This is a genomic window from Paenibacillus sp. PvR133 (genome assembly GCF_017833155.1).
Lineage (GTDB): Bacteria > Bacillota > Bacilli > Paenibacillales > Paenibacillaceae > Paenibacillus > Paenibacillus polymyxa_B.
This window is the reverse complement of the sequence record NZ_JAFIBS010000001.1, coordinates 5,302,683-5,318,662: the sequence shown is the minus strand read 5'-3', so window position 1 is coordinate 5,318,662 and position 15,980 is coordinate 5,302,683. Positions and strand designations below refer to the sequence as shown.

The window sequence follows — 15,980 nt, the reverse complement described above, 5'->3', positions numbered from 1 at the left end:
ACCAAGAAAAAATGAAAGACTCTGCAAGTCCATCTGCTAAGTTTTTTTGTCTTTCTTAATTCCTAGCGATGTATCAGCCAATTTGTTACAATTCTTATATATGTCAATTGGGGAAGATAGACATTGTTTTACTCTATGCGCAAATCACGGATCATGAAAGGAACCTACATAGTTTATGAAAAGAAATGATTTTGGAAATAGGATGAAGGAATATGAAAATGCCTATAGATTAAGCCTACCACGCCGTTTACCCGTAATCATCAGAATTGATGGTGCGCATTTTCATACCTTTACACGTGGGATGACGAAACCTTTTGATGAGAAACTAATTTTTGCATTATGGGAGACGTGTAAATATTTGGCCTATAACATTATGGGATGTAAACTGGTGTATCATCAGAGCGATGAAATTTCATTGCTTCTTACGAATTATGACAAATTAACGACGCAATCCTGGTTTGAAAATAATCTTCAAAAGATGGTGTCCATATCTGCTTCTCTGGCTACAGCCAAATTTAATGAGGAAATCCAAAAGGTTTACCCAGGTCAGCCTTTAGCCACTTTTGATGCAAGAGCATGGGTCTTGCCCCAGGATGAGGTTACAAACTACTTTCTATGGAGACAGCAAGATGCTACTAAAAACAGCATTTCTATGGTGGCTCAAGCCCATTTCAGGCATTCAGAATTAGAAGGATTGAACGGAAATCAGCTACAAGACAAGCTTTTTGTGGAAAAAGGGATAAACTGGAACGATATTCCAGTCTGGCAAAAGCGGGGAATTTGCATTACCAAACAACAGTACAACAAAGGCGAAGCCGTCAGAAGCAAGTGGGATGTTGATCATGAGACACCGATTTTTTCACAGAATAGAGATTATATTAACCAATATGTATACTTGGACAAGGATGTGTAGATTTGGAGTGTGTCATTTTTATAGGAATTCAGGCTTCGGGCAAGTCGACATTTTATAAAGAACATTTCTTCAAAACACATATGCGAATAAATCTTGATATGCTTAAAACACGGAATAGGGAAAATATTTATCTGCAAGCCTCCATTGAAACAATGCAGCGCTTTGTTGTAGACAATACAAATGCCACTGTTATAGAACGGAAGAAATATATCGATGCTTGTAAAAATAAGGGGTTTAAAATTATTGGCTACTATTTTGAGCCCGATTTTGCAGAATCTATTAAGCGTAATGAGCAGCGCACAGGCAAAGAGTATATTCCTGAAATCGGTATTAAAAGTGTAATGAGTAAACTAGAGATCCCAAGCTACGAAGAAGGATTTGATGAACTCTATAGTGTGATTTCCATTGAAGGAACGTTTCAGATCAGAAGGCTGCCGGAAAACCATACAATATAGGGGGAGCATCCATGAACATACCAGAGAGATTTATCAAACGGTTTCCAGCATATGAGGACGTATTTATTGGTAATCTTGAACATCACCGCAAGCACTTTCTACCGATTTGCTCGATTAATCTTCAGTTTTTATTCCCGGAGCAGGACGAGTGGCTGCATTTTGTTTCCGTAAAAGAAATACACGAAGGCTGTGTGGGTGAAAATACTCAGCAATTTCATACCTCATATACCAAGGAAGATATGCTGGGTTTCGATGTAATTGACAGCAAATACAAATTCGAAGCAGACTGGAATTATTTTAGTCTTCATCATAAAGAGCAATTGGAAGCCACCTATGAAGCGCTGAAGTCTACCGGGGATAAAGCGTACTTAGGTATGAAGAGAGAAGTTATGGAGTTGGACGGACTGGAACAGGTGTACATGGCTAATGAACAAGACTACCAAGCTCGCAAAGCATTTTTCCTGGAAAACAATAAAATTTATCCATATTCCTCCTTTGGGGAGGCTAAAAAGTCTGTGGTAGAGCTCACCCGTGATTTTGAGGAAAAGCGAACCAGCGGTTGGGGGCTGAGTTTCCCTGAAGTTAACGGCATTTTGGATGATATCGCTTTTCAGTCTGACAAGGCTCAAAGTTATATCAAGGAATATGACGAATCTCTGGAAGAGATGCTCCAGTTCGAGCAAACCAATCTGCTTCATGTGCCTAAACGTCCCAATGGTGAGACTTTTACCTATATCGGTTCTTTCACCGGATATTATTTCCAAGCGTTTGGGGCGGATACCGTCTATTTATTTTACGATAGAGAATTAAAGAAAGCGGTAATTTGCTTCGAATATTCATAAGTGAGGATTTTGCAAAATCCTGAAGTATAAAAAAACTCCCATAAAGGGAGTTTTTTATTTATTTCTTATTCATCTCCACATCATGCTCTTTAGCAAGTGTGTTGACTTGTTCACCAAAATCTCTGAATAGCTTTCTACCTTCGCTGAGCTTGGTGTTACTTTCATTGACTAAGTTCAGATCCTGTTTATCCAACGCATCGAGCATCTTAATGAAGGCTTCCTTTTGAGTACTGGCGGCCTTGATGTAGGTTTCGTGGACGGCTCTTACCTCAGGAGTTTCCGTCTTTACAGCTTCTAACTTATCAACAAATTTGGTGTATTCCGGGATGATATCGTCTTTTAAAGCATTATATAGTGTAACATCATCTGTAAAGTTATCTCCAGTCACAGCTTCATACTTATCAGTAACTGCTTTTTCATCTTGTGCCAAAGGAAGCATTCCATCATTTACATACGTGATTAAATCTTTTTTTATCGGATCGGTAGAGCAGGCTGCCAAAATGGAGAAGCAACATAATACTAACATAAACACGCTAAGTTTTTTCATCTGTATTCCCCTTTTTTATGTATGTTATGGGTAATTCGATTTATTTAATAGTCTTAAAGAACTATCCATATTATTTGATTATATCGTATAAATAAGAGAATGGTAGGATTTTTATGGTAAAATAGTGTCAAAATTAAGTTGATTAACCTAAACCTATTCACATGGAATTACAAATAAGAATGTTTTAAGAAGTATATTCCATTTGAACCAGAATTACTTTATGATAGAAAAGGACATCCTAGAATTTCCCTGTATATATTTGGAGAATGGTTGATTTTTTTTAATACATTTGAGAGGAGATTTCAGTATGCAAAGATTTAAAAAGGTGGTTTCAGTTACACTAAGCTCAATGCTCCTGCTTTCATTCGGTATGACGGCGAACGCGAGTGCAAGCCCAGAGGTGAAGACGGATCAAACGATTCAAACAGTTTCCAATGTGCAGCTAACAACTGATAAGGAAAGTGTTATTGAACAATTAACACGCGCGGACAAGCCTGCCAGTATCACAGATTCGGTGTACACCATTACAGAAAATATTAACTTGGCGACACCACAGAAATCTGTATTGAAAAAGAGAGTTACCCCTTCGCTCAAAGCCAGTGCAAACTCAGTATCATCTAAAGCCGCAGGGAACGTAGCGACAGCGTCCACTGCTACATATTCCGGTACGATTACAGAAGAGGGAGGCACACAGTTTTTATATCCGATCTATTTGCAGCCGGGTGAATTGTTACAGGCTCAGTTGGATGGTCCATTTTCAGCCCAGCTTGACTATGACTTATACCTGTATGAGTTTGATATGGCGACAGGCGATATTAATTCCAATCCAATAGATGTTTCCAACTACGGGAATTATGTTAACAATTATGAGCAAGGAGCTGCTTCTCTTCCTGAAAACGTAGGAGCTCGCAACTCGATCGGAGCCGAAAAGGCTTACGCGCTTGCAGTTCATGCCAAGAAGGGATCTAGCATTAATGACCTTTTCTATTTAACTGTAGCAGTAAGCTCCAACTATGATGCCTATGAGCCGGATGACAGTGCCTTCCATGCTTATAATTTTACTGTTAACGACAAAGGCTCCTCGATTAACTTCCGCACCATCCATTCCGCTATAGACAATGATTGGTATCAAATTACAGTACCGGCCAGCCGTAATTATGATGCATTAAATGTGAAGCTGGACAGCACTTCGGAAAGCTATGGATACAAAGCGGAAGTATATGCAGCTCTTACTGGCAATCAAATGGTGCTTCTACCGCAAACGAATCATAATGTTACCTTAAACACAGGGACCTATTATGTACGAGTGTACAGCACAAGTCAGTATTCAGCCGACCATTTATATACACTATCGATTAAACCGGTGCTTCGGGCTGGCAAAATTGAAATTACTGGCTATAACTCCAATGGCTATTATGATTATCCGACGTATTCTTACGGTCGTCATTATCGTATTAACGGAGGCAGCAGTCTGATCGTGAACGGTGTTGTGAAAACAACAGATGGTCAACTGGTTCCCAATGCGCCTGTCACGGTCGTATGGCTGGATAAGAACTGGACCGAGAGCAGCGGTAACCGTACGAGAACGGCTTCTACGTACACCGATGATAGCGGTAAATTCAGTGTGACCCTTTCTCTTCCACAATCGACAGGAAAAAATGTAGATTATATAAGTGAAATTGGTTCCACACACTACTATGATCTTACAGGAGTTGCCGCTCAGGTCGATGGAACTTCGATTAGTGCGACGGACATTGTTTATCTGTTTGCTTATAGCTTGCGAAATTAAGATATGCTTTAATGTAGTTTTGATTCATGAGAGTCGCTTTTTTTGAATGGTTAGCTGAGGCTTTCCATTTCTGAAAGAGCGACTTTTCATGTTTATTCACCAAGAATAAGAAAATGGTCTTGTTTTCATAGATTACAAATAGAAATTGTTTTGCATAATATATTCCAATAGAACCAAAGATGATTTATGATAGAGCCATACAGCCTAGAAATCACCCTGGTTTATCCGGGGATAGCGGGAATTCCTTAAACTATTTGAGAGGGGATTTCAGTATGAAGAGGTTCAAAAAGGCTATTGCAGTTATGTTAAGCATGATGCTCCTGTTTGCTTTCGGAATGACTGCGAATGCGAGTGAAAGTACGGAGGCTACATCGGATCAAGCGATTAAAGTGGAATCCGATATTCAGCTAACAACTGGAAATGAAGACGTGATTAAGCGTTTAACGCGAGCAGACAAGCCAGACAACGTTACGTCTTCGGTTTATGTCATGCAAGAAAATCTCAACTTCAAGACACCAGAGACAACCTCATTGAAAAGGGAACCTATTTCTTCGCTGAAGGCAAACCCAATGGCTGCATCAGCCACAGTTTCCTCTGCTACGTATTCCGGTACGATTACGCAAGAGGGAGGCACACAATTTTTATATCCGATCTATTTGCAGCCTGGTGAATTGTTGCAGTCCCAGTTGGATGGTCCATTTTCAGCCCAGCTTGACTATGACTTATACTTATATGAGTTTGATATGACGACAGGTGACATTAATCCTAATGCCATTGACGCATCCACCTATGGTACTTATTTTAACAATTATGAACAGGGGGCTGCCTCACTTCCTGAGAACGTAGGAACCCGTAACGCTACCGGATATGAAAAGGCATATGCGATTGCTGTTCATGCCAAAAAGGGTTCCAGCATCAATGATCCTTTCTATCTAACGGTCGATACAAGCTCCAGCTACGATGCATATGAACCAGATGAGAGTGCTTTCCATGCCTATAACTTTACCTTTAGTACGGGCGGTTCATCGCTTAATTCACGCTCCATTCATTCAGGCATTGATAATGACTGGTACCAAGTTACGATCCCTGCCAGCCGCAATTATGATGCTTTGAACGTAAAGCTTGATAGTGTTTCGGACGGTTATGGCTACAAAGCGGAAGTCTACGGAGCTCTTACAGGAAACCAAATGGCGCTTTTGCCGCAAACGAACCATAATGTCAGCTTAAATACAGGAACCTACTATGTGCGAGTGTACACAACCAATCAGTATTCACCCAATCATTTATACACACTTACACTGAAGCCAGTGCTTCGGGCTGGCAAAATTGAAATTACCGGCTATGATTCTGTTAATGGTCCTAATGATTATCCGAACTACTCATATGGTCGTCATTATCGGGTTAATCAACGCAGCAACCTTACCGTGAAGGGGGTAGTTAAGACAACTGATGGTTATCCAGTGGCAAATGCGCCTGTTGATGTGACTTGGTTGAATCAGAACTGGACTGAAAGCAGCGGAAATCGTACTCGTACAGGCACAGCTTATACGGACCAGAATGGAGCCTTTAGTGTGACTCTTTCCCTGCCATCTTCCACTGGAAGTATAGCGGAATACCTGTCTGGAGCCATCAGTTTTACACACTACTATGATCTATCAGGGGTAGCCGTTCAGGTGTCAGGTACTTCGATTATAGACACAGATATTGTATATCACTTTGCCTATAGTATTTATGGCGGCTGATGGACGGGTTATTAAGCTAACACTTAAGGTAACTTGTTGCTTGAATATTTTATATCTGAAACAAAAGTAGTTCGTTTCAATATTTGTTCAATTTTAGGACAAAGCATATGTTCATTCCATATATGCTTTGTCCGATATATATAGAAACAGGGTCACATTACACTATACATACGCCTTAGATTGCCTGTTACAAACATGACAGGAGGAAATAGAATGAATTTTGGACCTCTTAGAGCACAGCAAGCGATTCTTAATGCAAGTAGCTTACGGATCAATCCGACAAGCAAGCAAGCTCCACCACCCCAGCTTCATGAAGAACAGGTCTCAAGAGTGGTAGTTCAAGACTCCGTGGAGATTAGTGAAGCTGGCAGACAGTTGGCGGAAGGAGCTATTGTATCACAGGCTGCCAAGTATTTCGGTACAACACAGATCAATGATTCATTAAACCGGGTTTTGGAAGGTCAGCCAGAAGAAGTGTCTAATGCAGTGTACAGTATGATTGAATCTAATTTTATCGTCGACGGAACAGTAACGGATGAGAGTCAACGAGCTGTGCTGCTGGAGATGGGAGTTACTCAATCCAAGTATATTGCCGATCATTACATGGAAGGCGACAAGGCCAAAGAGTTTCTGGAAACCATGAACCAGATTGCTAGTATTGCTTTGACACGATCCACTGATCCAGAGACCGGAGATATTAGCTACACGACTCCAATAGATCGTCCGTCAGGTGCTCCTGAGGATTATGTCAAGCTGTCGGAAGTGATGAAGCAGGTTGATCCTCAAAAATATACTGCGTACATGAATGATATTAAAGGTGGAGGAAATGGGCTGAGCCAACTGTTAAATTTTGCGCAAAAGGTTCCTCAACATCCCGATTGGATTGAGAAATACAAGGAACGTACGGGACAGAATGCAGAGTTGCTCAATAACACACCGCTAAACAATCGGTTTGACAAAGCTGATACGACATCATCTTCTGCTTTTATGAACAGTATGCAAAATCTTCTTAAGCAATCTTCCGCTACTCAGGATTCTTACATGCAGAATATGCGGGGATTTTTTCGGAACTTGGGTGTTCAGATTCATTAACACCTTCAAATAATTTGTCAGTTCTGTTTACAACCTGATTGGAACGAAGTATAATAGCTTCAAAACATACTCGTGATATAGAGGAAGCACCTCAAACCTAGGCATTAACGCCTTTGTTTGAGGTGCTTTTTCTATTTTACCCGAAGCGAGTTTGTAAAACTCTTTGAAAATAAAATAAAAGTAAGGAGAAGTGTATGTATCGAAAAAATAAGCGAAAGGTAAGGAAGTATAGGAAGTGGGTGTACGGATTTTTGGCTGTAGTCCTACTATTAACGATGATTCCCATATTTCCGGAAAGGGTATCAGCTGCTACTCAGGAGATCATGGGAGGCCCTTTTTGCCAAAACAATTTGCCGGGTGGAGGCGACAGTTGGGGCTCTTGGTCAGGAAGTGGGATAGGAGCAACGGAAGTATACACTGGCATGGGTTCGGCGAGATATAAATGTGATGGTACTACGCAGCCGACTGAACGTTTTGTTGATATTGGAAGATCTATTAAGACTTCGGATTACAGGATTTTTGTTTACATTGAAGGGTCGTATCATACTGATATATATACATCTAATAACGCAGCAGGCGACAGTTGGAGGCCTAACGGAACGAACTTATACACATGGACTAATATAACGAAATTCTACGCCGATAGATTTTACCAGGGAAAATGGATAGATATCACCGACTCTATTACATTAAGGGATGTTCGATATTTCAGAGCGATGGGAACTAACCAACAGACAAGCAATGAAATATCCAAGTTTGGAATCCGTGTTATTCCCAAATCAGATTTCATGCCTAAACCACCGCAGATTCATGCAGGCGCTGAGGGCCAGGCTGTCACAGAATGGACCAAAGAACCTGTAACCGTGTGGATAAATGGGGACGTGGCTCCTGAAGGACTAAAATACTATGAATATAGCCTGAATGGAGGAGCATTCCAGCTATACACAGGTCCCTTTACTGTATATGATCACGGTGTAAATACGATCTATGCCCGGACAGTAGACGTGAATAACCAGTATAGTGGTCTTTCTTCCGGGAATGTCCGAATAGATAAGATGCCACCAACTCCACCCATCCTAAACGCAACGGGAAACAGTAATGACTATACGATTTCATTACAACCGGGTGTAGACGATTATTCTGGACTAGCCCATACTCAATTTCGTATGACGGGCGTTGTGAATCAGGATTGGCAGGATTATAGTGGAGTGTTTCATGTGAATAAAGATGGTAAAAGCACGGTACATGCACGCTCCATTGACGGCGTCGGTAATGTGAGCCAAGAAGTAAGTAAAGAAGTCACCATTGATAAAAAGGGACCGACGGCTCCTACCATCCGGGCTAGCGAGACAGGGCCAACGATCCGTGATGTGAATATTGCTATTGATTCAGGAAGTGACTCTACAAATGGAATTAAGATGACACAATATCGCTTGGGCCCATTAGGGGAATGGCAGACATACAATGGCACTTTTACATTAAACGCAGAAGGGATTTACGAATTATCAGCGCGGACGATCAATAATCTCAACGTGTCTAGTCCAATCGTGACTCAATCGGTCATGATTGATCGAACCAAGCCAACGCCTCCGAAAGTTACGTTTTCCGAGGTGACGATACCTACCGGATATACCAATAAGCCAGTGCAGTTTACTCTATCGGGTGCGACGGATACTACAGCAGTACATTATGAATATCAATTGGGTTCTGGCACCTATGTGTCTGGTTCGTCTGGAATATTAAATGGTTCGGGTATCGTAAAATTGACTGCTCAAGCTGTAGATGCAGCTGGGAATCGAAGTGATCCAGTATCCGCAATATCTTATATTGATTTGGAACCACCGACGATTCAACTGACGCCGGATTCGCGTGAATGGAAAGATACCCATATTCATGTGAGGATACGATATGCCGATCAGCATTCGGGGATTGAGTCATCCACAATGCAGTATAAAATCACGAACAGCCCTGATTCACCAGAAAACTGGGATGCTTCAGCCGATACAACAATCCAGATGGATCTTTCAGATGAAGGTGAATGGTATGTTCATGCCAAGGTCAAAGACAGGGTGGGTAACATTTATGAAACGGTCAGCAGTGCACTTCGCATTCAAAGGCAGCCCCAGTCGGTTGTGCTCTCTGCGACATCCATACGAAATACAGAAGCTGATTTGCAGTGGACTCTCCCGTCTGGTCTTGATGATGGTTACGTTTATACAGTCCGAAATCTAACAACTAATGAGGTTTGGGATGTTACGCATCCGACAAATTCTTTTACAGATAGAGGGCTACAAGGAGGACGGCAATACGAATATGAAGTGCGTTCTAGTAATCATGTGGGAGGTAATGCGTATTCTAATCGAGTCCATATATTAACGTTACCTGATGCCCCTGAGCATATCCAGTTACGACCTGTCTCTCGTCATTCTGCAGAAATCATGGCTGACTTTACGCCAGTCTCATCAGCTAACAAATATAATATTACAGCAGCAGACGTAAGTACGGGAGAAATCATATTTAAGGATACGGTTACACAGGATGTGTATAATCCAATTACGGGAATGAAGCCTGGTAAATATTACGATGTTTCTGTATCAGCTATTAATGACACTGGAGAGGGTACAGCAAAGCATGTATCTTTTCTAAGTCTACCAGACAGCCCGAACGGATTTCGGAATGTAACTGTAAGAGAAGATGGAATCGACTTGAAGTGGAATTCTGTAATCACTGCCACCTACTACGCCCTAGAACGTGACGAAGTATCGGTTTATAACGATGTGTATACAGAATTCACCGATACTGATCTTCAGGCGGGAACAGAGTATGGTTATAACGTTTCCGCTGAAAATGCAACAGGATTCGGAGACTATGCCCATCTGGGAGTTATCACTTTACCTGATCGAGTAACGACATTATCGAGTGTGACGAAGGATGTGTATGCTATCGGTGTTGCGTGGCAGGATGTGCAGGGGGCTGAAGGATACATCTTGAATGTTAACGATGAACCGAAGGTGCGGGTTGCGCGTGGTATCCACTCTTATACTTTTGAGGGCTTGCCTGCTGGTAGATCTGCCAATATTAAAATACGAGCCTACAATCGAAGTGGCACGGGTGAAGATACATCTATCAACGCATTAACACTACCTGATTCGGCTATACAACTTGCAGCTGAAGATGTTCGCGAGCACGATGCCACATTGATATGGGCCCCGGTTGATGGGGCAACTCAATATAAGGTAACGATCAACGGTCAAAATTATTATAGTACGGAACCACGTGTGGTTGTATCTGGTTTAACAGGTGGGAGAAACTATGATTTTCAAGTGAGCAGTGGGAACAGTAGTGGTTTCAGCCAGCCAGCGTTGGGTGAGCTGCTGACACTTCCTCCTGAAGTACAAAATGTTAATGTTACAGAACTTGAGGGTGGCCAGATTTCACTGAGCTGGGATGAAATCAAGAGCTCTTCTCAATATACTGTAACCCGTAAAGATACGGGGGAAGTTTTTAACACCAGAGATGCCCATATTAAGCTTTCAGATATCCAGCCTGGTATGATTTACTCGTTTGGTATACAGGCCGTGAATACAACGGGGGTAGGTAATATAGCTCCCTTTACGCTTCGCGCTTTGCCAGGTCAAATACCAGACAATAGATTGACAGTGAAAGAAGTAACAGATACCGATTTGGTTGTTACGTGGAAAGAAGCTTCGGGTGCAGATGCTTACAATGTCTACCAAAACGAGGTGCTTATCGGTCATACGACCACCCATGAATTTAAAGTAGATGGATTGGACAGTTCTACAGTGTATCGTATTACCATTAAGCCAGTGAACACAAGTGGTGAAGGTAAGCAGACAGAAGGTCAGGTCGAGACGCTGCCGTCTCCAGCGTTTGCGTTTTTGAAGACGGAAACAACGAATAGTGAATTTATCATCCATTGGGAATCAGACCATGAGAATGATATTTTCGTCCTTGCCAGTGAAGGAGGAACAGAGCTATATCGTGGTAAGGATCGAAGCTATATCTGGAGACAACTTAAAGAGAAGCAGTTGTATACAGTTCAACTTTGGGCAGAAAATAGTCAAGGAAAACGCACAGAGGCAAAACAAGCGCATGGAAAAACAACGGGTAATACTGTGGACGTAGGTGGCGGAGCAGGAGGGGCGGAGAGTGTAAAACCGATTCAGCCTGTTATAAAGGAACCGATAGAAACAGAGCACATTCAGGATTCAACCGTTGAGAAGAAGCCAAATCATTTTAGTGACATTGATCGGATATTTAATAAAGAAAAAATAAATGTGCTTGCCGATTTGGGTATAGTAAAGGGAACAACCCACACGCTATTTGAGCCGAACAGACCTGTAACGCGTATGGAGTTCACTTCGATGCTGGTCCGTTCCTTGAAATTACCGCTCGAAACGGATGTGACTTTAGGCTTCGAGGATATTAATCCATCGGCGTGGTACGTTGATCTTCTCAAAACGGCGATTAAAGATCAGGTCGCTCGCGGGTTTAGTAATAGAGAATTTGGCCCAGATCGGGTCATTAACCGTGAGCAGGCGGCTAAAATGGTGAATAACATTATCAAAGCTACACCACAGCAAGAAAGCAGTGCATACTCGGATTCCTCTCAAATTGTAGAGTGGGCCAGAAAGGATGTACTTGGTCTAACCGAGATTAATTTAGTACAAGGATATCCAGATGGTAGCTTTCGGGCCAAGCAGGAGGTCACACGTGCGGAAGCGGCTGAGATGATTTATAACATGCTTCAAGTGAAATAGAACGAATCAAGGGGCGGCGTTGGCCAGCCCCTTTTTTTGTGTACTAACTTAACTTATTCCGCAATAGCAGGGTTTAAATTGGATGCTCTGTAGGCAGGAACGCCATTAATGAGTGCGGTTTTTAGCTGAATATATCGTATACCATAATAGGAGGTTGTACTACTCATCCCGGATGAAAGTACAATTATTTTATAATATGAAAAAGGAATCTCATTACTAAATTGATAGGTTGTTTTTGCAATGGTTGGCAAAGCTTCGACTTCACCTAACCTAAACCAATTTTCTCCGTCATTAGAGCCGTGAAAAGAAAATGAAAGAATAAAAGCTCGAGAAGATGGCTGAGCTAAAAGAATATCATTGATCGTCTTACCTGTATCTAATTTGAAGATGATTTCTCCACCTTTACCGCTTAAACTACTTTCCCAATATAGATTATTATCGATTAAAACATTTTTTGGAAAAGTATTTTTAGAATCTCCATTCGTTGAAACATTTTCCTCTGCTATAACAACAGGATCCACGGAAAAAGTATAGTCGTCTGGATTTTGACTGAATTTTGCCATGTTGAAATTCCTCCTTAAGTTTAATTTTTGAATGTGTCGAAAAGGTTGATTCATATCATTTATATGAAACTCTCTATGAATATATTCCTTGAACATGGAATGCATACTAGTTATACACTTATTATTTGGGAGATGGCATTTTCCCTTTGGATTGGGAAGTTTGTTTTAGTACTGTTGAGGAATATAAAAGAAAATTATTTGAGAAGTACACCACTTCCCAAGAATATAATGATTTTGTAATAGGTGGATTTAATGTGCTTACCGACAAAATAGATGCGATTCTGAATTATGCTTTAGAGAACTTTCGAAAAGAATTTCCTCATAATTATGAGTCGCGTTGTCCGGCTATGATATTTCCGTTGCCAAGAGGCGATGAAAGTAATGGTGCTGAGTTTGCTATTATTTTAAAACGAGATGAAGATGGAGATACAATGGTCTATTCGCCACTTCCATTGTCATATTTAGAAAGAAGTTAATACTCTACTGAAAGAAAATGGGGAAACCAAGTGATGAATAATGTAAAGCTATCCCGGGTCTTCCTCTGGCTATATGGAGTGCGTTGATTTGTGTCGAAGAGATCTCTACGCTTCGAATTAAGTATTGGAGGTTGCTCCAGAAAGATATCCGGCAAATTGTTACGGAGCAGTTTTCGGAGTACAGGCACGGATGGGCACCTGCCTACATACAATAAACAGACCGCAAGCCCGGTAAGTAACAAAGGCCGGTAAGTTCGCAACTACCTCAGGAGGTGTCATCCGTGCCCGGACTATTTAGCGCTATCGCTCTGTTCATCAAGGAATTGACGCTACTCGTTTCCTACGTGAAAAACAACGCCTTTCCGCAGCCATTGACTGAGAAAGAGGAAGCTCGACACCTAAAGCTGTTTGCCGAAGGCAATGCACACTCCCGTAACACACTCATTGAGCATAACCTACGGCTGGTGGCCCATATTGTGAAAAAGATGTGAATACAAAACAAAGTAAAAACAATGAGCAGTTAGCCCTTTATTTCCAAGGGGTTTTTGAAATTGAGGAGTTGCCTAAAGGCTCAAATAAACCAAGAAAGCTTGTGCCAAAAGAGGACAAGTTCATTATGATTTAGTAGGACGAGCATTAGATTTGACCGTCATAAATCTAAAATGTAAAATATAGGTATTGAATCAAAGGGGACAATTTATGCGCGAAATAAGGCAGAGTACACCACAAATAGTTATAGCTGTTATTGTGTTCGCAGGTATTATTTTATTCTTCAAACATCCAGCAGAAGGATCAAATATGTTTGCTGATGTGTCTACAAATTTATTAAGGTCATTAGCAGGTAACTTAATGCCTGTGTTTAGTCAGTAATCACTTTAAGCCATCCAATAAGGATGGTTTTTAATTTGTGTTATTTATAAATCAATCCAGTTATCCCGAATCCGAAATAACAGCTTTAGAACGAACGTGAGAGCGTCTAAGGAGTATGTCATTGTAAAGTGTAAGGAATCAGAAAATTATACTCGAACAAGCGTGCTTAATATGGTATATTGTTCCTATATTTTTTATAAGGGGTTATTGCGATATGACAACTGAGTCAAAAAAACCACCTACAGTGTTTATTTCGTATAGTTGGACTACAACAGACCATGAACAGTGGGTCTATGAACTGGCTACGCGCTTGATGAGCGATGGAGTTATGGTTAAATTAGACAAGTGGGATTTAAAAGAAGGAAATGATACATTAGCATTTATGGAGAGTATGGTAACTTCAACAGAGATCGATAAAGTCTTAATTATCTGTGAGAGAGGTTACCAAGCTAAAGCTGATAAAAGAACTGGTGGTGTAGGAACTGAGACGGAATTAATTACTCCTAAAATTTATGGGAATGTTGGACAAGAAAAATTTATCCCAGTTGTTTCAGAGAGAGATGAGGAGGGCAAACCGTTTTTACCTACATTTTGCAGCTCTAGAATGTATGTTGATCTTTCCATTGAGTATGAGAAAGGCTACGAAAGACTGTTAAGAACCTTACATCAAGCACCTATGCATAGAAAACCAGCATTAGGAGCTGTTCCATCGTTTTTGTTTGAACAAGAGGTTTCACACTATGAATCTTCAAATCTAATCAAACAATTAAATAGTGCCATAGAGAACAATCCAAAGCGAGTAAGAGGAATTACAAGTAGCTTTATAAATACTTTCTTGGGAGAATTGAAACAACTTGAAATAACATCGATAGATAATCCGTCTCTTTTAGATGAAACAGTTAAAGAAAAAATAGATGAATCTTTGCCTTTAAGAAACGTATATATAAATTTCATAAATTCTTTATCCGAGTCAGATGAAATAGATTCTGACTGGATCGTAGAATTATTTGAGAGTTTGTATCCTTTAGCCCATAATCAAAAAAACAATAGCTACTATGAATCACAATTTGACCAATTTAAATTTTTTATTACTGAATTATTCATTTATACATGCGCTATTCTGATTAAACATAATCAATACAAGGTACTTTCAGAAGTATTTAATAACGAGTTTCACACAAAGAATTTTACTAATGATAATTTAAAAATTCGTTTTGAAGGATATAGATTTTATATAGAGTCTTTAGAAAGATTAAATGAAAGACTTGGGTATAGAAAGTTTAGTTATACTGGCGAAATACTCAGTCAACGTGCTGATAACTCACTAATTAGTAAGGAAGAGTTTTTGAATACTGACCTTCTTTTACATTATATTTCTAAAATTTTAAGGCCAGATGAAAGATATTTCTGGTTTCCAACTACTTATATGTATCGATCTGCGTACTCACATTTTAAGCTTTTGTCTAAGCTTAAGTCTAAACGGCATGCTGAGAAAATTAAATGTATTTTTAATGCGGATACAATTGAAGAACTTAAATTAAGCATTTCGAGTTATTCTGTCGCTCAACCAATTCGTGTACAGAATGACTATTTCAATCAAGCACCTCACATTGCAAGCATTATTAAACCTGATGAAATAGCCACTATGCTTTAATGTGAATTTTCTACTAAAGAGAATTCAATTATTTCACAAAGCTTTTTAATACGAATGTATATAAAACACCAATTTTACCATCCAGTTGCCCCCATATTGACGGTGACTGGATTTTTTTATTTTCAAAAATCATTGAGGTTACCATGACAAGATATAATGTATTTGTAAAAGCAAAATTTATGATCTTATTAATTAATTTTTTATTCATTGAATTTTAAAATTTGTTTTAATACTTTTCAGTTGGAACAAGTGGACT

The 15,980-nt window shown here is 40.2% G+C and carries 12 protein-coding genes and 1 pseudogene; 11 read left to right on the top strand and 2 right to left on the bottom strand.

The annotated features are described in order from the left end of the window. Window positions 1–175: 175 nt before the first annotated feature. The 3 genes from JOE49_RS23185 to JOE49_RS23175 are packed head-to-tail and all read left to right on the top strand — an operon-like array spanning window position 176 to window position 2,210. On the top strand, window positions 176–913 hold the full coding sequence (locus JOE49_RS23185; RefSeq protein ID WP_209942988.1) for a tRNA(His) guanylyltransferase Thg1 family protein: 738 nt from the start codon (window positions 176–178) through the stop codon (window positions 911–913). Between the two features lie 2 nt (window positions 914–915). Continuing rightward, on the top strand, window positions 916–1,368 hold the full coding sequence (locus JOE49_RS23180) for an ATP-binding protein (protein ID WP_209942986.1): 453 nt from the start codon (window positions 916–918) through the stop codon (window positions 1,366–1,368). 11 nt (window positions 1,369–1,379) lie between these two features. Then, on the top strand, window positions 1,380–2,210 hold the full coding sequence (locus JOE49_RS23175) for a siderophore biosynthesis protein (RefSeq protein ID WP_209942983.1): 831 nt from the start codon (window positions 1,380–1,382) through the stop codon (window positions 2,208–2,210). A 58-nt stretch (window positions 2,211–2,268) separates the two neighbouring features. Here the strand turns inward: JOE49_RS23175 and JOE49_RS23170 are convergent, their stop codons facing one another. Then, window positions 2,269–2,757: a hypothetical protein gene (locus JOE49_RS23170; protein WP_023989558.1), complete on the bottom strand. Its 489-nt coding sequence runs from the start codon at window positions 2,755–2,757 to the stop codon at window positions 2,269–2,271. Between the two features lie 307 nt (window positions 2,758–3,064). Between JOE49_RS23170 and JOE49_RS23165 the strand changes: the two genes are divergently transcribed. The 4 genes from JOE49_RS23165 to JOE49_RS23150 all read left to right on the top strand — a co-directional run bounded on the left by JOE49_RS23165 (window position 3,065) and on the right by JOE49_RS23150 (window position 12,161). Further along, complete coding sequence (locus JOE49_RS23165; protein ID WP_209942981.1) at window positions 3,065–4,546, top strand: Ig-like domain-containing protein; 1,482 nt, start codon at window positions 3,065–3,067, stop codon at window positions 4,544–4,546. Window positions 4,547–4,818: 272 nt separating this feature from the next. Continuing rightward, on the top strand, window positions 4,819–6,288 hold the full coding sequence (locus tag JOE49_RS23160) for a transthyretin-like family protein (RefSeq protein WP_023989556.1): 1,470 nt from the start codon (window positions 4,819–4,821) through the stop codon (window positions 6,286–6,288). 213 nt (window positions 6,289–6,501) lie between these two features. Continuing rightward, on the top strand, window positions 6,502–7,380 hold the full coding sequence (locus JOE49_RS23155) for a hypothetical protein (RefSeq protein ID WP_209942979.1): 879 nt from the start codon (window positions 6,502–6,504) through the stop codon (window positions 7,378–7,380). A 194-nt stretch (window positions 7,381–7,574) separates the two neighbouring features. Next, window positions 7,575–12,161 carry a fibronectin type III domain-containing protein gene (locus JOE49_RS23150; protein ID WP_209942977.1) on the top strand — a complete coding sequence of 1,529 codons (4,587 nt, stop codon included), beginning with the start codon at window positions 7,575–7,577 and terminating at the stop codon, window positions 12,159–12,161. Between the two features lie 53 nt (window positions 12,162–12,214). On the opposite strand, the gene JOE49_RS23145 is transcribed toward JOE49_RS23150, so the two are convergent. Continuing rightward, the gene (locus JOE49_RS23145; protein ID WP_209942976.1) at window positions 12,215–12,724 is read right to left on the bottom strand and encodes a discoidin domain-containing protein; all 510 of its coding nucleotides are present in this window, start codon (window positions 12,722–12,724) and stop codon (window positions 12,215–12,217) included. Window positions 12,725–12,870: 146 nt separating this feature from the next. Here JOE49_RS23145 and JOE49_RS23140 point away from each other — a divergent pair, with 146 nt between their 5' ends. From JOE49_RS23140 to JOE49_RS23125, 4 genes and pseudogenes are all read left to right on the top strand, one after another. Continuing rightward, window positions 12,871–13,200 (top strand): hypothetical protein, encoded by a 330-nt coding sequence (locus JOE49_RS23140; RefSeq protein WP_245248474.1) that lies wholly within the window; start codon window positions 12,871–12,873, stop codon window positions 13,198–13,200. 281 nt (window positions 13,201–13,481) lie between these two features. Further along, window positions 13,482–13,685, top strand: a pseudogene (locus tag JOE49_RS23135) (RNA polymerase subunit sigma-70); the annotation flags it as partial. A gap of 214 nt (window positions 13,686–13,899) precedes the next feature. Then, complete coding sequence (locus JOE49_RS23130) at window positions 13,900–14,070, top strand: hypothetical protein (protein ID WP_155766949.1); 171 nt, start codon at window positions 13,900–13,902, stop codon at window positions 14,068–14,070. 214 nt (window positions 14,071–14,284) lie between these two features. Further along, entirely contained in the window at window positions 14,285–15,724 is a 1,440-nt protein-coding gene (locus JOE49_RS23125; protein WP_076157189.1) for a toll/interleukin-1 receptor domain-containing protein, read from the top strand. Window positions 15,725–15,980 lie beyond the last annotated feature (256 nt).

Coding starts and splice junctions, on each gene's coding strand:
- JOE49_RS23160 (WP_023989556.1), top strand. CDS start 4,819: ATGAAGAGGTTCAAAAAGGCTATTGCAGTTATGTTAAGCATGATGCTC.
- JOE49_RS23175 (WP_209942983.1), top strand. CDS start 1,380: ATGAACATACCAGAGAGATTTATCAAACGGTTTCCAGCATATGAGGAC.
- JOE49_RS23170 (WP_023989558.1), bottom strand. CDS start 2,757: ATGAAAAAACTTAGCGTGTTTATGTTAGTATTATGTTGCTTCTCCATT.
- JOE49_RS23145 (WP_209942976.1), bottom strand. CDS start 12,724: ATGGCAAAATTCAGTCAAAATCCAGACGACTATACTTTTTCCGTGGAT.
- JOE49_RS23155 (WP_209942979.1), top strand. CDS start 6,502: ATGAATTTTGGACCTCTTAGAGCACAGCAAGCGATTCTTAATGCAAGT.
- JOE49_RS23125 (WP_076157189.1), top strand. CDS start 14,285: ATGACAACTGAGTCAAAAAAACCACCTACAGTGTTTATTTCGTATAGT.
- JOE49_RS23165 (WP_209942981.1), top strand. CDS start 3,065: ATGCAAAGATTTAAAAAGGTGGTTTCAGTTACACTAAGCTCAATGCTC.
- JOE49_RS23130 (WP_155766949.1), top strand. CDS start 13,900: ATGCGCGAAATAAGGCAGAGTACACCACAAATAGTTATAGCTGTTATT.
- JOE49_RS23185 (WP_209942988.1), top strand. CDS start 176: ATGAAAAGAAATGATTTTGGAAATAGGATGAAGGAATATGAAAATGCC.
- JOE49_RS23150 (WP_209942977.1), top strand. CDS start 7,575: ATGTATCGAAAAAATAAGCGAAAGGTAAGGAAGTATAGGAAGTGGGTG.